This is a genomic window from Ruegeria sp. CF1 (assembly GCF_056537445.1).
In genome coordinates, this window is sequence record NZ_JBQFRN010000003.1 from 144,040 (window position 1) to 162,017 (window position 17,978).

The window sequence follows — 17,978 nt, forward strand, 5'->3', positions numbered from 1 at the left end:
TGCCGGTCTTTATTCATTCGGGGCTCGGGATGGCAGATTTATCAATCGGTGCGGCGCCAGGCGGCGTTGAGACCATTCAATCCAGCTATATGGCACAAGTTCACAAGCGCAGGCTTTATGGCGGGCTGACGCTGCTGATCTTTGTGGTCCTGATGGTATCAGGTTTCAACATTGCGGATTCCCGAAACGCGGGTGGGTTCTGGGACGGATTGCATCAGATCGGTGATTACCCGGCGGATGTGCTGTCTGAAGCTTGGGAAAAGCGGGCCGATCTGCCTGGCCTGATCGTGAAGTACATCCCTGCACTGGTTGAGACGGTGAACATTGCCGCAGTTTCCACGTTGATCGGGGCCATCGGTGGTCTGATCCTGTCGCTTCTTGGCACACGCGGGCTGGCGAAATGGCCGGGTCTAATCCCGGTCTTCCGGCGTATCTCGGATGTTATGCGCGCAGTGCCGGAAATCGTTATCGCGCTTGTGCTGATCTTTGTCCTTGGCGGCGGGCCGGTGCCGGCGATGATCGCCATCTCAATCCACACCGCTGGGGCGCTTGGCAAAATGTTCTCGGAAGTGTCCGAAAACGCGGATCTGAAACCGGTTGAGGGGTTGGCTTCGACCGGGGCGACTTGGTCGAAACAGATGATGCTGGGTATCCTGCCACAGGTCGCGCCAAACTATATCAGCTACACGTTGCTGCGATTTGAGATCAATATTCGCGCTTCTGCCATCCTGGGCTTCGTCGGCGCGGGAGGGTTGGGTTACGAACTGCGCAATGCCATGGCTTGGGGTCCGGGTCGTTTTGACGAGGCCGGCGCGATTTTCATCCTGCTATTCAGCACCATCGTATTCTTCGATCAGGTGTCCAGCCGCTACCGCAACCGTCTGACCGAAGGGCAGGGCCAATGACCACAATTGATTGGAACTTCGGGCTGGACGGGGCCAAGCTTGACGCCGAAAAGCTATTTCAGCGTAAACGATTGATCGGTTTTAGCATCCCTGTCGTGATCCTCGTTTATCTCACCTACATCTTCTTTGCCTTCGACCTGCCGGGCCTTGCGCAACGTGCCAATCTGGACAACGCCGTTACACTGGCTTCTGATAGCTGGTCACACAAAGTGCATGTCACACGCAATAATCAGAGCGGTGAAGTGACCTATGCTGTTGAGGGCGAGCGTAAGGGCACTTATCCCGAGGGTAAACGTCCCGACTGGGTATCGGGTGAAGAGGTGACGACGATCGATCTGGGCCGCAATCATATCGTGCGGTTCCTGTCTGACAACCGGACCGAGATTGAAATACCCGACTTCCAGCTGATCGAAGTGCAGGCCAAGGGACGCCGCCTGACGACAAATCTGCCCTCTGAACTGCCCGACTGGATTTCCGCATCTGAACGGCGTGTTGGCGTCACAACGCCTGAGGGCCGGATCACCATGACGGGCGCTCGGACTGAAGTGTTCAACTATTTCCCGGGTTGGGAGCTGTTCTGGTTCACGCTTGACAGTCCCTACCACGGCCATGGGATTGGAGAGATCCTGTTTGGCGCGCAGATCGATCCAAGCCGTTCGAATATCGCAGGCGCAATCTCTGACTGGTGGAACAACGCGATGTGGCGGCATAAGGATGTGGCCTGGGCCATCGGAGAAACGATCCTGATGGCATTTCTGGGTACGATGGGTGCCGCGATGATCGCGCTGCCATTGGCCTTTCTCGCCGCCAAACGGTTTTCGCCGATCATGTTGCTTCGCGCCGCAACGCGCCGTCTTTTCGACTTTGTGCGCGGTGTGGACGCATTGATCTGGACTGTGGTTCTGGCTCGGGCCTTTGGCCCCGGACCATTGACCGGCGCGTTGGCGATTCTGATTACCGACACGGGCACGTTTGGCAAAATCTTCTCGGAGGCGTTGGAAAACGTTGATCAGAAACAGATCGAGGGGGTGTCCTCGACCGGGGCTAAACCGCTACAGCGATACCGGTTCGGGGTGATCCCGCAGGTTGTTCCCGTGCTGCTGGCCCAGATTCTATATTTCCTCGAGTCCAATACACGTTCGGCAACGATCATCGGTGCGATCACCGGTGGCGGCATCGGACTGATGCTGACGCAAGCCATCCAGACGCAGAAAGATTGGGAAGAGGTCGCCTATTACATTGTCCTGATCATCATCATGGTGATGTTCATGGATTGGGCCTCGGGCTGGTTGCGCGGCAAGCTGATCGGGCGGAAAGACTGATGGCGCGGCTTTCAGCGGAACAGCCCTGCATTCACCCCGAATGTGAGATTACCGAAAGCACGTTCGGGGCCTATGTTGAAATCGGCAAGGGCAGTCGCGTCGTACATACAAAAATGGGCGACTACAGCTATTGCGATCGTTATGCCGACATCGCCAACGCGAAGGTCGGTAAGTTCGCCAACATCGCCGCGTTTTCGCGGATCGGCGCGACTGATCACCCGCTGCACACGGCGTCCTGTCACCATTTCCTGTATCGCTCGAACGATTATTGGGACGATGCGGATCGGGACGAGGTGTTTTTCAGTCACCGCAAATCCCGAATTGTCCATATCGGGAACGATACATGGATTGGCGCAGGCGCGATGATAAAGCCCGAGGTCACACTGGGTGACGGGGCTGTTGTGGCTGCGGGTGCCTTGGTGACGAAGGATGTAGACCCCTACACAATTGTTGCCGGTACACCTGCAAGACCCTTGCGACTGCGTCAGCCACGACACATCGCCGATCGGTTGATCGCATTGGCCTGGTGGAATTGGTCTCATGACAAGTTGCGGTTGGCGCTCGACGATTTCCGTGCTCTGACGGCTGATGCGTTTCTGGAGAAATACGAGCCTTAACTCTCAAGGGTCAGTGTCACCCGATCTCCAACAAACCAGGTTCGGCCAAATTCAACCGGTTGTCCCTTTTCGTCCACATTCACCCCGGATGATCTGAGAAGCGGGTCCCCTTCAGAGACCTGCAGATGTAGCGCTTGGGTGGCCGTCGCGCGCGTGGCCGTCAGCCGGGTTGAGGCCCGAGTATAGTCAGTGACGCCCGACCTGTTTAACGCCTCGGTAACGCTGCTGGTCTCTTGCAGCGCAGCAGTGATGCCAGGCAGGCGCTCAAGGGGAAACATGCTTTCAAACACGGCAATCGGGTGCCCGTCCGCCAATGAGAGGCCGTGATACGCACAGATCTGATCACCGGGTGAAACGGTCAGTGCGGTGGCCTCGCCCTCGGTCGCTGCCCGTTCTTCAACATGAAGCACCCTCTTTTCTGGTCTGCGACCAGCAGCGATGAGGTTTTCATGGAATCGCACCCGCGAGCCGATGGGGTAATCGGTGGGCGTGGCTGCCACAAAAGCGCCCGCGCCCCGGCGCGTTCGGATTAGGCCCTCATCCACAAGGGCCGAGATGCCGTGACGCACCGTATGGCGGTTCACACCGAACCGCTCTGCCAGTGCCGCTTCGGTTGGCAGCTTATCACCCGGGCCATAGCGCCCTTCGGCCATATCGCTGCGAAGTGCGTCGGCGATGGCCTTCCAGATCGGGGTTTTGGTGGGAGTGTCACGCAAGTTTCACAAAATTCCTCTGTCTGACGGCGGCAAATATGATAAGATGTGTATAGTTGTATAGTATATGGAAAAGTTGTCGAGATGAAAGACACTTTTGATGAAAACGCGGACCGGAAGGCTTGGATGAGCCTGCTGGCCAAAGCGCCGGAGGGACGCGTGGCCGCCCTGTTGGATGCAGCGATGCCTCGCCCCGGCTTCACATGGCTGCGTGCTCCTGAGATTGGCAGCACCATGGTTCGGGCTCGCGCAGGTGGGACTGGTGCGCCGTTCAATCTGGGCGAAATGACGGTAACACGCTGTGCGCTGACTCTGGGAGCGGGCGAAGTCGGACATGCCTATATACAAGGCCGTCGGAAAGAAGATGCCGAAGTCGCCGCGCTAGTTGATGCACTGATGCAGACAGATGTGTCTGATCTGTTGCGCACAAAAGTGCTGACCCCTTTGCGAGATGAGCTGACCAATGCAAAGGCCGCGCGTGCCGCCAAAGCCGCAGCCACTAAGGTTGATTTCTTCACCATGGTACGAGGAGAGGATTGATGCAGTCAGAAGCCCTGATCGGCGGTTTCAAGGATCCCGCGATCCAATCTGCCCACGCCTTTCGCAGCGTGATGGAAGCAATGGCGCGTCCCGGTACCGTGCAAGAGATTTCTGGCGCAGTTCCTCCGGCCCCAATGTCACCAGCAGCGGGTGCGGTGTTGTTGACGCTTTGCGACACTGAGACGCCGGTTTATCTGGCAGGTGCGCTGGATTGCGACGCCGTACGCAGCTGGCTTGCATTCCACACCGGCGCACCGCTGACCGGCCCGTCGCATTGTATGTTTGCCATTGGTGCGTGGTCGGATCTTGGACCATTGAACGCATACCCGATCGGGACGTCCGAATATCCGGATCGCTCTGCCACGTTGATCGTGGAATGCCCCGAACTCATCGCTTCAGGGGCGACTCTGACAGGTCCGGGCATCAAGGATAAAGCCGCGCTTTCATTGTCCGAGCTTGAGGCGTTTCAGCAAAATCAGATGCTATTTCCCCTGGGGCTCGACTTCATCTTCACGAATAGCAGCCGCCTAGCGGCTTTGCCAAGAACGACCGAGGTGTCCTGATGTATGTCGCAGTAAAAGGCGGTGAGCGCGCGATTGAGAACGCCCACGCCTGGCTTGCCGAAGAACGCCGTGGTGATACCGATGTGGCGGAACTGAGCATCGCGCAAATCCGCGAACAGCTTAGCCTGGCGGTCAATCGTGTCATGGCCGAAGGCTCGTTGTTCGATCCTGATCTGGCCGCACTTTCGATCAAGCAAGCACGAGGCGATCTGATTGAGGCCATCTTCTTAATCCGCGCCTATCGAACCACGTTGCCACGCTTTGGCGCATCCGCGCCTGTTGATACCGCGGCAATGGCTTGCGACCGGCGCATTTCGGCAACCTTCAAGGATTTGCCGGGCGGGCAGGTGCTTGGGCCGACCTTCGACTACACTCATCGCTTACTGGATTTCAAACTGGCTGCTGATGGTGAGGTGCCCAAAGCCCCAGCGCGCGAAGCTGAACTGGGTGAAGTGCCGCATGTCACGGATTTCCTCAATCGCGAAGGCCTGATCGAGGAAGCGCCGCATGACGATACGCCGCCACCTGATCTGACCCGCGAGCCGATTGAAATGCCCGCCGATCGCGCCCTGCGCCTTCAGGCGCTGACCCGCGCGGATGAAGGTTTCACCCTCGGTCTGGCGTATTCCACACAGCGCGGATACGCGCGCAATCACGCCTTTGTTGGAGAGCTTCGGATCGGGTCCGTTCCGGTGGAAATGGAGATCCCTGAGCTCGGCTTTGCCATCGAAATCGGTGAGGTCGTTCTGACCGAATGTGAAACGGTTAACCAGTTCAAGGGCTCCAAAACCGAGCCGCCGCAATTCACCCGAGGTTATGGGCTTGTGTTTGGTCAGACGGAACGCAAGGCGATCTCGATGGCTTTGGTCGACCGTGCGCTGCGGTGGGAAGAACTGGGTGAGGATAATGTTGGCGCACCTGCTCAGGATGCCGAGTTTGTTCTCTATCACGCGGACAACATTCAAGCGACGGGGTTTCTAGAGCATATCAAGCTGCCGCATTACGTCGACTTCCAGTCTGAACTGGAACTGGTGCGCAAACTACGCCGCGAGGCTGGCGCGAATCAGGTGCAGGAGGCTGCGGAATGAACGCCTATAACTTTGCTTATCTGGACGAGCAGACCAAGCGGATGATCCGCCGTGCAATTCTGAAAAGTCTGGCGATCCCGGGCTATCAGGTGCCGTTTGCCTCGCGCGAAATGCCCATGCCGTATGGCTGGGGTACGGGCGGTGTGCAGGTCTCGGCCGCTGTGTTGACCCCGGATGACACGTTCAAGGTGATCGATCAGGGCTCGGACGATACCACAAACGCGGTCTCGATCCGCACCTTCTTTGAGCGCACTGCGGGGGTTGAAACAACCACAACGACAAGCGACGCCTCCGTGATTCAGACTCGCCACCGGATTCCCGAGGAGCCGCTGCAAGAAGGTCAGATCCTTGTCTATCAGGTGCCTATCCCCGAGCCGTTGCGCTTTCTGGAACCGCGAGAGAGCGAAACCCGCAAGATGCACAGCCTTGAGGAATACGGGCTGATGCATGTGAAGCTGTACGAAGATATCAGTCGTCATGGGCATATCGCGACGTCGTATGCTTACCCGGTGAAGGTCGAAGGCCGCTATGTAATGGACCCGTCGCCAATCCCGAAATTCGATAACCCAAAGCTTGGTGATATGGCTGCGATCCAGCTGTTCGGAGCTGGGCGTGAACAACGGATCTACGCGCTGCCACCCTACACGCAGGTTGTCTCACTGGATTTTGAGGATCATCCGTTTGAGGCGTCCAAGGCCGACCAAGCCTGCGGCTTGTGCGGTGCCGAAGACAGCTATCTGGACGAGGTAATCATCGATGACGCGGGTGGGCGGATGTTCGTCTGCTCGGATACCGACTATTGCGAGGCGCGCCAGGCGGCGGGTCACAAAGGAAAGGACGCCGCATGACACCTTTGCTGTCTGTTCGGGACATCACAAAGCGCTATGGCCCAAACATTGGCTGTGCTGATGTGTCATTCGACCTCTATCCCGGCGAGGTCATGGGGATCGTTGGCGAAAGCGGGTCAGGTAAGTCGACACTGCTGAATTGCATGGCCGGGCATCTGACCCCGGATGCCGGAGAGGTTGTGTTCGACACCCGCGCAAAAGGTCCGCAGGACACGGTAACGATGTCCGAGCCCGAGCGCCGGATGCTGAGCCGTACCGATTGGGCCTTTGTCCACCAACATGCACGCGACGGGTTGCGCATGGGCGTCAGTGCCGGTGGGAATGTAGGTGAACGGCTGATGGCCGTTGGAGAGCGTCACTATGGCGACATACGTGACAAGGCCACGGATTGGCTGCAACGAGTGGAGATCGATGCCTCCCGTGTGGATGATCGCCCGACGACCTTTTCGGGCGGGATGCAGCAGCGCCTGCAGATTGCACGAAACCTCGTGACCGGTCCTCGGCTGGTGTTTATGGATGAGCCAACGGGCGGTTTGGACGTGTCCGTTCAGGCGCGGTTGCTCGACTTGTTGCGCGGGTTAGTTCGCGACATGGGCTTGTCGGCGATCATCGTCACGCATGATCTGGCCGTGGTGCGCCTGCTGGCAGATCGGTTGATGGTGATGAAATCGGGCCGCGTGGTCGAGGCAGGCCTGACCGATCAAGTGCTGGATGACCCGCAACACGCCTATAGCCAACTTCTTGTCAGTTCCGTTTTGCAGGTGTGAGCAATGATTGAGCTTAATAACGTCTCAAAGACTTTCACCCTCCATAATCAAGGCGCGGCCGTGATTAAGGTTTTGAATGATGTATCCTTCTCGGTCTCTCCGGGCGAATGCGTAGCGCTGACGGGCGCGTCTGGAGCGGGCAAGTCCACCCTCATGCGTATGATCTATGGCAACTATCTGGCCCGAAGCGGAGAAATTCGCATCGGTGATGTGGATATCGTGCAGGCAGAGCCTCGGACAGTTATCGCCCTGCGCCGCGAGGTTCTGGGTTATGTCAGCCAGTTTCTTCGCGTGGTTCCGCGCGTGCCCACCGTCGATGTGGTGGCCGAGCCGCTGCGGGCTGTGGGCATTTCCGCTGCTGACGCGAAGGCGCGGGCTGAAGCTCTGTTGCGGCAACTGAACATTCCTGAGCGGCTCTGGACCCTTTCACCGACTACCTTCTCGGGTGGTGAACAGCAGCGTGTCAACATCGCACGCGGGTTCGCCCATTCTTATCCCGCGATGCTGTTGGATGAGCCGACTGCCAGTCTGGATGCGGCCAATCGCGAGGTTGTTCTAAGGCTCATCGAAGAGGCAAAGGCGCGTGGTACTGCAATCATCGGCATCTTTCACGACGAAGCGGCTAGGGCGCGCGTTTGTGATCGCGAAATCGACGCCAGTCAGTTTTCGCCCGAGGTCGCGGCATGACCCGGGGTCGCCTCATCGCTGTGGTTGGCCCGTCGGGGGCTGGCAAAGACAGTGTGATGCTAGGGCTTTGTGACTTGTTGCCCGATTTGCATTTGGTGCGCCGCGTCATCACCCGTGCACCAGAGTTGGGCGGGGAAGACTATGACGCCGTCGAACTCGCCGAATTTGAAGAAATGGCGGTGAATGGTGCCTTTGCGGTGCATTGGGTTGCTCATGGGCTTTGCTACGGGATACCGGTTGCTGTCAAAGATCGGCTGAGTGATGGCGCAGATTGTCTGGCAAATTTCTCCCGTAAAGCTCTGCTCGAGGCCGCAGAAAAATTCCCACGCTTCATTGTCCTGAATATCACCGCGAAGCCGGAAACTCTTGCTCGGCGTTTGGCGACTCGCGGCCGAGAAAGCGATAGTGAGATTGCAAATCGGCTTGCTCAGGCAGAAAAACCCTTGCCCGATGGGTTGGACATTATCACCATTTCCAACGATGGCCCACTGGCCGAGACGGTTGCGCGCGCCGCAGGGGTCCTTCAACCAGCGAGCGCGTACCGATGAATAAGCTCGAAACGCCCATCAATGCGCTCGCCGCACAAGGCAATTTGGTCGATGACGAAGGGCTCGGGCAAGGCTGGCAAATGGCGGCGCAGCGCCTCGGTCCATACAGGAATATCACCATTCGGCAGCCGACCTGTCAGCGTCATGTGAAACCGAAACTCGTCCATCACATAGGGATAACCCCACTCGATCAACAGTGCGTCCTGACGTTGGCTCAGCCTTGCACCGCGCCGCCGCTCAAGTTCAGCCTCGTTGGTTGGGGCGCGAAACGGGTCAAGCTCACGTACACAGGCCGCAGCAATTCTTTGCAAGCCGCTAACATCGCCCTGTGGGGTCAAGGCGAGAAACCGGCCCAGCCTCGTCAGACTCAGCCCTTCACAGCTCGAAGGCGCCAGGCCAGCGGCCATCTCAGACGCCGCCGCTTTCAGGGCTTCAAGCGAATAACCTCCGGCCAGTTGAAAGGGTGGTTTCAGCGTTCCGTGAAAGCCGTATTTGCGCGGTGTCATCGTAACGTCATGCAAATCGGGCAGATCGGGCTGAGGCACTTCGCAGCCCTGCACGACATCCCATCCCAGCCAGCGCGCGCCGAACTGTTCCAATGGTCCTTCGGGCGGCACGTAGTAGATTGCAAATCGAGAGTATGACATGAATTCCCCTTTTCCCGCGCCCTCTTTGGCAAAGGCTTGTGACAGCGATATGTCAGATAATCTGTGCCTTGCGAATGCCCAGCTTGTTATGCCCGATCGGGTAGTAACCGGTTCGGTGACAATCGAACAGGGCGTCATTTCCGAGATCACCGAAGGGGATCATGTTCCGACCGGCGCAGTCGATTGTGCAGGTGATTACATCCTTCCGGGACTGGTCGAGCTGCACACCGACAATATCGAACGTCATATCGAGCCTCGCCCGGAAGTGGACTGGCCTCATCTTCCGGCCCTGATCGCGCATGATAGCGAGCTGGCCTCGACCGGAATCACAACCGTGTTCGACGCCATGCGAGTAGGTTCCATTCACAGCGGCAAGGGCCGTTACATCGATTATGCCCGCAAACTGGCGGACGAACTGTTGTCGGCGCGCGCCGCAGGCTATTTCAAGATCAGCCATTTCCTTCACCTGCGGGCCGAGATCTGCTCGGAGACACTGCTTGAGGAATTGGCGACCTTCGGGCCGGAAGACAGGGTTGGCATTGTCAGTCTGATGGACCACACGCCGGGTCAACGCCAATTCAGCGATCTGAGTGCATTGAAGACCTATGTCGCCAAAAAGCGCGGTATGACCGACGCCGATTTCGTTGCACATGTCGAGAACCTGCGTGGTCTGCAGCAGCGTTTCGGAGAAAAGCACGAAGCCGGTGCAGTGATCGAGGCCGCCCGTCTTGGCGCCGCGCTTGCCAGCCATGACGATACCACGGCGCAGCATGTCGAAAAATCGTCCGAAAATGGTGTGGCTTTCGCCGAGTTCCCAACCACGTTCGAGGCGGCCGAGGCCTGCCGTACCCGCAACATCGCCGTCATGATGGGTGCCCCGAATCTGATCCGTGGCGGCTCGCATTCCGGCAATGTCGCGGCTGAAGATCTTGCAAAGGCCGATCTTCTGGAAATTGTGTCTTCCGACTATGTGCCTTCTGCGCTACTGCTGTCGGCTTTTCATCTTGCCAGTGTTTGGGACGACCTGCCACGTGCTGTGGCCACGGTTACACGTAATCCTGCAATGGCTGTCGGTCTTGATGACCGTGGCATCCTGAATGTAGGTCTGCGCGGTGACGTTCTGCGTGTGCGTCGCATGGGTCAAACACCAGTTTTGCGCGGTGTCTGGAGCCAAGGCAACAAGGTTGGATGAGTTGTGATTGGTTGAATCAAACTTGCCGAACAGAACATGGCTGGCGGCCGAAAGCTCGCGGATTATCAGATGGGATCTGCGCCCTTGCTCCGCTTGATTTTTCTGGACCCGCATCTTGATAAACTGATGTCGTGCCAGAACATTAAACTCGTAAAGAATATGGTTACTTTTTTACCGCACTTTCTCCTGTAACGCAAAATGCGGGCAACAAGTTCCACGATTAACTGACTGGAAATTTGTTGCTTATCTCAGAGTTGAAATCAGGAGCTTTGGCGGAATGAGGGCATGGTTGTCGGTTGTGATAGCCACTATTATTTTGGCGGGCTGCAGTCAGGATTTACAGGGAACCAAGTCCTTTGATCCCGGGGCGACACCAGCCCCCGCTCCCTTATCGGGGGGGAATAATCTGAAGGGAAATGTCGCACGCACTGAATTCGCTGAGTTGGTGCGAAGGTCTGTCGCGACATCGCCCACCACCGCAGCCGGAGCCGCCAGCGTTCTGGCTTCGAAATCCCGCATTGATGCCGAGCAAGGCGCGTTCCTGCCGCAGATCGAGGCCGAGACATCCCTGACGTCCGATGGGGATACAGTACCGATCCTGCGGCTTAGCCAGATCATCTATGATGGTGGCAAAGTCTCGGGTCGTGTGGGTTTGCGTCAGATTGAAGCCCGGCAGACCTGGTTAAACGAATTGTCTGAGCTGAGCGCGCTGAGCTTCGAGGCCATCGAAACCATAATTGATCTGGATCGAAATCGCCGCCTCGAAGAACAAGCCCAGCAGAATCTGGATCGTACGGACGTTTTGGTCAGCGACCTCCAGTCCCGCTTTGATGCCGGGGCCGGGTCGGTGGCAGATTTGCTGGCGGGGCAGGGGCGGAAGTCTAACGCCGAGACAGAATTAGCGCAGGCTCAGACGGATGTGGAACTGGCGACGGCAACATGGGTCGAAGTCTTCGGAACGCGACCCGACATAATTCCGACCATCCCCCCCGCACCCATTCTGGCAGCGGCCACCTCGCAGCAAATGGTTGCACGCAGCCCGCGTCTGCGTACTCAGGTCGCCTTCAGTCAAGTGCGTGCGCAAGAGGTTGTGGTTGCTGAACGAGCGACCCGCCCAACACTCTCTGCGATTCTTGAGACAGATTTCGACCAGGGTAGTATCGACGACGGTGTGCAGGCCCGATTGGGTGTAACGGTCCCGATTTACCAAGGGGGATCCGCGCGCGCCAATGTCGAAACCGCAAGGGCGAATCTTCAACAAAGCCGGGCTGATGAAGAAGAATTGCGGCGCGAGTTGCAACGTAATCTCTCCCAGGCCTTGGAAGAGACCAATTCAATCCAGCGACGGCTCGCCACAGCCCGGCGCGCTGTCGAGATCAATGAGCAAGCGCTGGATGCAGCTCGTGGACAGTTTGATATCGGGCGCAGCACGCTGGTACAGATATTGGATGCGTTGCGCGAGTTGAATCTTGCGCAGGTTCGGGTGATCCAGCTTGAGGCCCAGGCACGTCGTGCAGAATATGCCGTGCTGGCGGTCACGGGCGATATCCTGGACGCGTTGGGTGTTGCACAGCCGACCGATCCAACCTTGTGATATCCGTCATGAACCCGACTGCGACTAACCCGCTGAATACGCACCTCCGACTTCTGACAGAGCATTTGGGTCTTGGGTTGTCCGAGGTGGATATCTTTCGGGTGTTCTAGGGCAATGAAGTCGCCTAGGCGGTCAGCGCAGTGGAAACGGTGGGCTAAAGGCGGGTTTCGGGAAAGCGCGGTTGCTGAAACTGGAGCCGAACTTGTTTCTGGTCCTGGCGTTTGATGCAGCTGTGCAATCTTTCGCGTTTCTGGATCGAGAAGACACCAACGCTTCCTTGTGATCGATGCCAGCAGCGGATTCAGCGATCCTCAGATCTGGCGGCGACAGGAAACACGACTGCGCAAGACACGCTGGATATTGCGCGCATAATGCTCGCGCCGTTCGGACGAGGACCGCTCTGCCCCGCAAGGCCAATGGTTTTGGTCTGCGTTTAGCGATCTGCGCGTGGTCTACATTCAGAATATGTTGGCGGCGTTGGTGATAAGTGTGCTTGGGCCGACGACGTCGCTGTTCACCATGGTCGTTCATGACCCCATTCTGCCAAACGAAGTGGTTGATAGCTTGCTGGCTCTGGTCGTCGGGGTTGGCCTTGCACTGTTGTTCGATTTCCTGATCAAGAACCTGCGGACACGGTTCATCGATACAGCGGGAAAATGGGCGGACCTGAAAATCACCGAACGGCTGTTCAATCAGTTGATGGTGCTTATAATGAAAGCCCGGGGCGGGCAGAATGGACGCATGGCCTCGATCCTTCAGGACTTTGAAGTCGTGAGGGATTTCTTTACGTCTGCCTCGCTGGTTGCTTTGGTCGATCTGCCCTTCCCGTTCGTATTCGTGGCGTGATCTAGGCGATTGGCAGGCCGCGACAGGCGATTGCGATCGCGTCGCGCGCGAGACTTGAGGCTCAGATATCCGGACAAGAATTTGATCTTCCCGACCGTACAGGTGTGGAGGCGGCGTTTCTGGAGGAATAGATTGGCGTGATCCAACCTCTGGTCGAGCGCGGCATCGAAAGTCCGCTGGCGATGATTGACTTGCGCCGGCAGCTTAGCCGCCAAATTGGACAGCTTAGAGAGGCCGGTAGCCGAATACTGATGACTTTGTTGGAACGATGAGCGGAGAACTCTGTCTGATTTCAGCCTGGCCAGAACCAACTCCCAACCAGGCTGTTGATTGAGTCAAAGGCACTCAGACAGTGTTTTGGCCAGATTGCGGATGAGTTGCGGGTACAGATTTACTCCGGGTTCCAGATCAGATCCCAGCGGGTCCATGATGCCGGTTTTAGCTTCGGTGCCGTCGAGAACGGTTGCGACAATTCCGGGGTTGAACTGGGGTTCAGCCATGACACAATCCACACCTTCGTCGCGGATACGCCCCTGAATTTCGGCGATCCTTGCCGGGCTTGGATCGGTCGCATCGCTGAGGGAAATTGCACCCGAGGCCGGGAAGCCAAAGGCATCTTCGAAATATTGATAGGCATCGTGGAACACGATGAAGCTGCCACCTTTGACCGGCGCCAGCGTTTCGGCCACTTCCGCAGACAAAGCAGCCATTTCTTCACGCGCAGCTGCCGCATTTGCAAAATAAGCACCTGCGTTGTCTGGGTCAGCCGAAGAAAGCTGCGCCGCGATCGTTTTCAGCCAGATTTCTGCGTTGACCGGAGAGAGCCAGGCGTGCGGATCATGTTCGCCATGCGCGTGGCCCTCATGGTCGTCATGTCCGGCGTGGTCCTCATGATCATCGTGGTCATGCTCATCCGCATGCTCTTCGTCATGATTATGATCATCATGCTCTTTGTCCTCGGCATGATCCTCGTGATCGTGGTCATCGTCTTTTGCATGATCGTCGTGGTCGTCGTGATCATGACCATCATCCTCAGCATGGTCGTGATCGTCATGATTGTCATCCCCATGATCTTCGTCGTCGCCATGGTCATGCGCTTCGAACAAAGCACTTTCACGGAAATCGAGCAGAACCGTTCCGTCCGACTCAAGCAACACCGTAACAGTCGCCCCGTCGCTGAGCGTCTCGACAGCGCCTTCCATCCACGGGGTCAGGTCCTCGCCAATCCAGAATACCAGATCTGCCTCTTGCAGTGCGGCTGCTTCTGACGGACGAAGTTTGTATTCGTGTGGCGAGGCACCGGGCTGCACTATCAATTCAGGCGTTCCTACCCCCTCCATCACCCGGGCCACGAGTGAGTGAACGGGTGCGATGTCAACCGCAACCTTGGGTGCATCCGCCATGGCGGTTCCGCCCATCAATGCAGCGGTAATCGATAGTGGGAGCAGCTTTCTGGACATCAGACCCTCTGTGTGATTTTATAACGTTACGAGCGGCATATATGATATGGTATAACATGACAAGTGAGATGCACTCCATTTCGGTTGGTGAAGATGCGCCGGTAGGATTTCAGGAGCATGATCACAAGAATTGCGTCGAAACGGCGTTGGCCACAGCGGATGCTCGGTGCAGGGAAGAAGGGTTGCGGCTAACCCCTGTGCGGCGAAAAGTTCTTGAAATGCTGTTGCAAGACCACAAGTCGCTTGGGGCTTACGCCATACTTGACCGTTTGCGTGAAGCCGGTTTTGGCTCTCAGCCGCCGGTGGCTTATCGCGCGCTGGATTTTCTGGTCCAGTACGGGTTCGTCCATAAGATTGAACGTTTGAACGCCTTTGTGGCCTGCTCTCATCCCGGAGAGGTCCATTCCCCGGCCTTCATGATCTGCAGAAAATGCGACGCTGTCGCCGAAGCTCAGTCGGCACCGTCCAATGGCGTCCTCGGCGCAGCCGCGCGCGCGGCGGGTTTCGAAATCGAGCGAACCGTTGTAGAAGCCGAGGGACTCTGCCCAGACTGCACCGAGAAGGCGTAGACATGACCCTGATCACCGTTGAAAATCTCAGCGTGCGTTATGGCGCGAATACCGTTCTGCGCCATGTCGGCATGACGATTGAGGCTGGTGAAATCGTGACGATCGTTGGTCCAAACGGATCGGGAAAGACCAGCCTGTTGCGTGCCGTCATTGGCGCGACCAAGCCTGCGGAAGGTAAGGTTACACTGAAGCCTGGGCTAAAAATCGGGTATGTCCCCCAAAAACTGCACATTGATCCGACCCTGCCGATATCAGTGGAAAGATTCATGCGTCTGACGGAGCGTGTCTCTAGGCTTCAATGTACAGAAGCGCTTGAAACTGCTGGGGTGCCGGATCTGCTAAAGCGCCAAATGTCGCAATTGTCAGGCGGACAGTTTCAGCGCGTTTTGCTGGCGCGAGCGTTGATCAATCGGCCCGACGTTCTGCTTTTGGACGAAGCCACTCAGGGTCTCGACCAACCGGGGTCGGCGGCGTTTTATCGTCAGATCGAGGAGGTCCGGCGTGAAACCGGATGCGCCATACTGATGATCAGCCATGAATTGCACGTGGTCATGAGCGCGTCTGACAGGGTGATCTGCCTCAATGGTCATGTGTGCTGCCAAGGGTCCCCCGCAGTCGTAGCCTCGGCCCCGGAATATCGGGCCCTGTTCGGAACGGGTACCGGAGGCGCACTGGCCCTTTATCGCCATGATCACGACCATGATCACGATCACGGTCACTGTGAAACCTCTCAGGAAGCCGCAGAATAATGCTGGATGATTTCATGACGCGCGCGACGCTTGCAGGTGTTGGCGTTGCTTTTGCTGCGGCACCACTGGGGTGTTTTGTTGTCTGGCGTCGAATGGCCTATTTCGGGGATGCCACCGCCCATGCGGCAATCCTGGGTGTCGCTTTATCGCTGACGTTTCAGTTGTCCGTCTTTACTGGGGCGCTAGCTGTTGCGCTTGCAATGGCACTTACCGTGACACTGTTGTCCGGACGTGGTTACGCGATGGATACACTGCTGGGTGTTCTAGCACATTCTGCACTTGCCTTCGGTCTGGTCGCCGTATCTTTCCTGTCCGGTGTTCGCATCGACCTGATGGCCTATCTCTTCGGTGATATTCTGGCCGTGTCACGCACCGATCTGGTTGTGATCTGGGGGGGGGCAGCGCTTGTCGTGGCCTTCATCGTATGGCGCTGGTCGCAGCTTTTGACGGCGACCATGAATGAAGAGTTGGCCTATGCCAGCGGCTTTGACCCCAAGCGAGAGCAGTTGATCCTGACGCTGTCTCTGGCAGTTACAGTGGCCGTGGCGATAAAGGTCGTAGGTGTTCTACTGATTGCTGCAATGCTGATCATCCCGGCGGCGGCTGCGCGCAGTCTGGCCAGATCTCCGGAAGCGATGGCATTGATTGCGGCGGCGATTGGCGCATTCTCCGCAATCGCCGGGCTACGGGCTGCTTACATGTTTGATACGCCTGCAGGGCCATCCATTGTTTGTGTTGCTGCAGTAGTGTTCGCGTGTTTCAGTCTGATCGGATGGCAAACGCGGCGTGGAGCCTAGGGCATCTGCAAAGATCAATGCGGTCGCGTCGACACGGTCACGAATTCAATTTCGTCTGACAGGATGACCCGTACCCCATGTGGGAGCTTGGCGTCGAAGCTGAGCGTGTCACCTTCTGACATCTGGAACTCTTCGGTCCCACAGCCATAGATGGCGCTGCCTTCAATCATGTAGATGAAGACGTAGCCTTCGTGCTGATAGTTAGGCAACTTGCGTTGGTCTTGTTTTGAGATGCGGATGCGTGCGGATTGGAATGACCCGCTAGGCCCGCTGTGTTTGCCGAGCAGTAGATAGTCATGGGCATGGTCTGGTGTGATACGCCGCGACCGCAACCCGGTTCCCGCCTGAACGTGATGCACATCCGAGGTCGTGTCGGTATGGCTGAACATCGCCATCAGAGAGACAGATAGTGCATCTGCCAACGCGTGTAAGGTACCAAGGGACGGCGACACATGACCATTTTCGATCCGGCTGATCATCGGCGCGGAAACCTTTGACTGCGCGGCGAGTTCGGTCACCGTGAGCTGACGTTCCTGTCGCAAACGCTGCAGGGTTCGCCCGATCTCAAGTTCTGGTTCTGTTTTCTTGTCCTGCATCGGGCCGCTTTGACATTCCTTCTTCCCGTAAAAGTAGCTTTGGCCTGAATTGCAGGATAGTAAAAGTGTGTTCTGACAAAAAACAAGCTTAGCTGAGCGATTGGCGCAAAACTGCGCCAATGCGATGAAGGCAGCGGTGTTTTGAATTTATTTTCCTTTCCAGACCGGATCACGCTTTTCAGCGAAGGCTTTTGCGCCTTCAAGCTGATCTTCGCTGGAATAGAGGATATCGACGGTGCGCAGCTGGCGCTTGGTGATGCGGTTCATGGCGTCCTGAAATTTGCTGTCTTCAGCTTCGCGCACGACCTCTTTGATCGCAGCATAAACCAGCGGAGGACCCGAGGCGAGCAGACGCGCCAATTCCCAGGCACGATCCAACAGTTGATCGGCAGGCAGGACTTCATTGACCAAGCCCCAACGCTGACCTTCTTCGGCATCGAACCAGCGTCCAGTCAGCAATAGCTCCATCGCGATGTGGTAGGGAATGCGTTTGGGTAGCTTGACGCTCGCCGCATCTGCAACGGTTCCGGATCGAATCTCAGGTAGGGCAAAAGTTGCGTGTTCAGCGGCCAGGATCATATCGGCGGAAATCGCAAGCTCGAGTCCGCCACCACAGGCAATACCATTGATGGCCGCGATGACCGGTTTGTTCAGATCGCGTAACTCCTGCAAACCGCCAAAGCCACCGACACCATAATCTCCATCTACGGCATCGCCTTCGGCGGCTGCCTTCAGGTCCCAGCCAGGGCAAAAGAATTTATCACCTGCTCCGGTCAAGATCGCGACGCGCAGTTCGGGATCATCGCGAAACTCGGCAAATACCTGCCCCATGATGCGGCTGGTAGCTAGATCGATTGCATTGGCTTTTGGCCGATCCAGCGTCACTTCGAGAATTGCGCCGTCACGGCGGGTCTTGATCGGGTCCATTTC

At 57.2% G+C, this 17,978-nt stretch carries 21 protein-coding genes; 16 read left to right on the forward strand and 5 right to left on the reverse strand.

Annotated elements, in window-relative coordinates; genetic code table 11:
• Positions 1-29 precede the first annotated feature (29 nt).
• Genes phnE (ACRZ96_RS08355) through ACRZ96_RS08365 form a run of 3 tightly spaced genes read left to right on the forward strand, consistent with a single transcriptional unit; the run spans position 30 to position 2,844 of the window.
• Positions 30-905 (forward strand): phosphonate ABC transporter, permease protein PhnE, encoded by an 876-nt coding sequence (gene phnE, locus ACRZ96_RS08355; RefSeq protein WP_170407651.1) that lies wholly within the window; start codon positions 30-32, stop codon positions 903-905.
• Entirely contained in the window at positions 902-2,227 is a 1,326-nt protein-coding gene (gene phnE / locus ACRZ96_RS08360; protein WP_170407654.1) for a phosphonate ABC transporter, permease protein PhnE, read from the forward strand. Before phnE (ACRZ96_RS08355) ends, phnE (ACRZ96_RS08360) begins: the two co-directional genes overlap by 4 nt.
• Complete coding sequence (locus ACRZ96_RS08365; RefSeq protein WP_170407658.1) at positions 2,227-2,844, forward strand: DapH/DapD/GlmU-related protein; 618 nt, start codon at positions 2,227-2,229, stop codon at positions 2,842-2,844. Before phnE (ACRZ96_RS08360) ends, ACRZ96_RS08365 begins: the two co-directional genes overlap by 1 nt.
• Here ACRZ96_RS08365 and phnF read toward each other — a convergent pair.
• Positions 2,841-3,560: a phosphonate metabolism transcriptional regulator PhnF gene (gene phnF / locus ACRZ96_RS08370; RefSeq protein ID WP_170509522.1), complete on the reverse strand. Its 720-nt coding sequence runs from the start codon at positions 3,558-3,560 to the stop codon at positions 2,841-2,843. The two genes, ACRZ96_RS08365 and phnF, sit on opposite strands and share 4 nt — an antisense overlap.
• An 81-nt stretch (positions 3,561-3,641) precedes the next feature.
• On the opposite strand from phnF, the gene phnG reads away from it, so the two are divergent.
• From phnG to phnN, 7 genes are read left to right on the forward strand one after another with little or no spacing between them, the layout of a single operon-like run.
• Positions 3,642-4,097, forward strand: coding sequence for a phosphonate C-P lyase system protein PhnG (phnG, locus tag ACRZ96_RS08375; RefSeq protein ID WP_170394307.1), 456 nt, complete (start codon positions 3,642-3,644; stop codon positions 4,095-4,097).
• Positions 4,097-4,660: a phosphonate C-P lyase system protein PhnH gene (gene phnH, locus ACRZ96_RS08380; protein ID WP_480706280.1), complete on the forward strand. Its 564-nt coding sequence runs from the start codon at positions 4,097-4,099 to the stop codon at positions 4,658-4,660. Before phnG ends, phnH begins: the two co-directional genes overlap by 1 nt.
• Positions 4,660-5,748 (forward strand): carbon-phosphorus lyase complex subunit, encoded by a 1,089-nt coding sequence (locus ACRZ96_RS08385; RefSeq protein WP_480706278.1) that lies wholly within the window; start codon positions 4,660-4,662, stop codon positions 5,746-5,748. Before phnH ends, ACRZ96_RS08385 begins: the two co-directional genes overlap by 1 nt.
• Positions 5,745-6,596 carry an alpha-D-ribose 1-methylphosphonate 5-phosphate C-P-lyase PhnJ gene (locus tag ACRZ96_RS08390; protein WP_170509531.1) on the forward strand — a complete coding sequence of 284 codons (852 nt, stop codon included), beginning with the start codon at positions 5,745-5,747 and terminating at the stop codon, positions 6,594-6,596. Before ACRZ96_RS08385 ends, ACRZ96_RS08390 begins: the two co-directional genes overlap by 4 nt.
• Positions 6,593-7,363, forward strand: a complete 771-nt coding sequence (phnK, locus tag ACRZ96_RS08395) for a phosphonate C-P lyase system protein PhnK (protein WP_170394315.1) — start codon at positions 6,593-6,595, stop codon at positions 7,361-7,363. The genes ACRZ96_RS08390 and phnK overlap by 4 nt, the downstream gene beginning before the upstream one ends.
• Before the next feature lie 3 nt (positions 7,364-7,366).
• Positions 7,367-8,050: a phosphonate C-P lyase system protein PhnL gene (phnL, locus tag ACRZ96_RS08400; RefSeq protein WP_480814394.1), complete on the forward strand. Its 684-nt coding sequence runs from the start codon at positions 7,367-7,369 to the stop codon at positions 8,048-8,050.
• Positions 8,047-8,598, forward strand: a complete 552-nt coding sequence (gene phnN / locus ACRZ96_RS08405; RefSeq protein WP_480706275.1) for a phosphonate metabolism protein/1,5-bisphosphokinase (PRPP-forming) PhnN — start codon at positions 8,047-8,049, stop codon at positions 8,596-8,598. Before phnL ends, phnN begins: the two co-directional genes overlap by 4 nt.
• Here the strand turns inward: phnN and ACRZ96_RS08410 are convergent.
• The gene (locus ACRZ96_RS08410) at positions 8,574-9,245 is read right to left on the reverse strand and encodes a DUF1045 domain-containing protein (RefSeq protein ID WP_170512023.1); all 672 of its coding nucleotides are present in this window, start codon (positions 9,243-9,245) and stop codon (positions 8,574-8,576) included. The genes phnN and ACRZ96_RS08410 overlap by 25 nt on opposite strands.
• Positions 9,246-9,294: 49 nt before the next feature.
• On the opposite strand from ACRZ96_RS08410, the gene ACRZ96_RS08415 reads away from it, so the two are divergent.
• The 3 genes from ACRZ96_RS08415 (at position 9,295) to ACRZ96_RS08425 (ending at position 12,877) form a co-directional block, all read left to right on the forward strand.
• Positions 9,295-10,437, forward strand: coding sequence for an alpha-D-ribose 1-methylphosphonate 5-triphosphate diphosphatase (locus ACRZ96_RS08415; protein WP_170407682.1), 1,143 nt, complete (start codon positions 9,295-9,297; stop codon positions 10,435-10,437).
• A gap of 445 nt (positions 10,438-10,882) precedes the next feature.
• Positions 10,883-12,031 carry a TolC family protein gene (locus ACRZ96_RS08420; protein WP_170801719.1) on the forward strand — a complete coding sequence of 383 codons (1,149 nt, stop codon included), beginning with the start codon at positions 10,883-10,885 and terminating at the stop codon, positions 12,029-12,031.
• Between the two features lie 447 nt (positions 12,032-12,478).
• Entirely contained in the window at positions 12,479-12,877 is a 399-nt protein-coding gene (locus ACRZ96_RS08425) for a 6TM ABC transporter family protein (RefSeq protein WP_480706270.1), read from the forward strand.
• 335 nt (positions 12,878-13,212) lie between these two features.
• Here the strand turns inward: ACRZ96_RS08425 and ACRZ96_RS08430 are convergent, their stop codons facing one another.
• Positions 13,213-14,337: a metal ABC transporter solute-binding protein, Zn/Mn family gene (locus ACRZ96_RS08430; RefSeq protein WP_170646963.1), complete on the reverse strand. Its 1,125-nt coding sequence runs from the start codon at positions 14,335-14,337 to the stop codon at positions 13,213-13,215.
• A gap of 56 nt (positions 14,338-14,393) precedes the next feature.
• Here ACRZ96_RS08430 and ACRZ96_RS08435 point away from each other — a divergent pair, with 56 nt between their 5' ends.
• The 3 genes from ACRZ96_RS08435 to ACRZ96_RS08445 are packed head-to-tail and all read left to right on the forward strand — an operon-like array spanning position 14,394 to position 16,452.
• Positions 14,394-14,906: a Fur family transcriptional regulator gene (locus tag ACRZ96_RS08435; RefSeq protein WP_170801717.1), complete on the forward strand. Its 513-nt coding sequence runs from the start codon at positions 14,394-14,396 to the stop codon at positions 14,904-14,906.
• A 2-nt stretch (positions 14,907-14,908) separates the two neighbouring features.
• A complete protein-coding gene (locus ACRZ96_RS08440) occupies positions 14,909-15,655 on the forward strand; it encodes a metal ABC transporter ATP-binding protein (RefSeq protein ID WP_170611711.1) in 747 nt (248 codons plus the stop codon).
• A complete protein-coding gene (locus ACRZ96_RS08445) occupies positions 15,655-16,452 on the forward strand; it encodes a metal ABC transporter permease (RefSeq protein ID WP_480562060.1) in 798 nt (265 codons plus the stop codon). The genes ACRZ96_RS08440 and ACRZ96_RS08445 overlap by 1 nt, the downstream gene beginning before the upstream one ends.
• Positions 16,453-16,466: 14 nt before the next feature.
• Here ACRZ96_RS08445 and ACRZ96_RS08450 read toward each other — a convergent pair whose 3' ends face one another.
• Positions 16,467-17,048, reverse strand: a complete 582-nt coding sequence (locus ACRZ96_RS08450) for an XRE family transcriptional regulator (protein ID WP_223118496.1) — start codon at positions 17,046-17,048, stop codon at positions 16,467-16,469.
• A gap of 147 nt (positions 17,049-17,195) precedes the next feature.
• A complete protein-coding gene (locus ACRZ96_RS08455) occupies positions 17,196-17,975 on the reverse strand; it encodes a carnitinyl-CoA dehydratase (RefSeq protein ID WP_480706263.1) in 780 nt (259 codons plus the stop codon).
• Positions 17,976-17,978 lie beyond the last annotated feature (3 nt).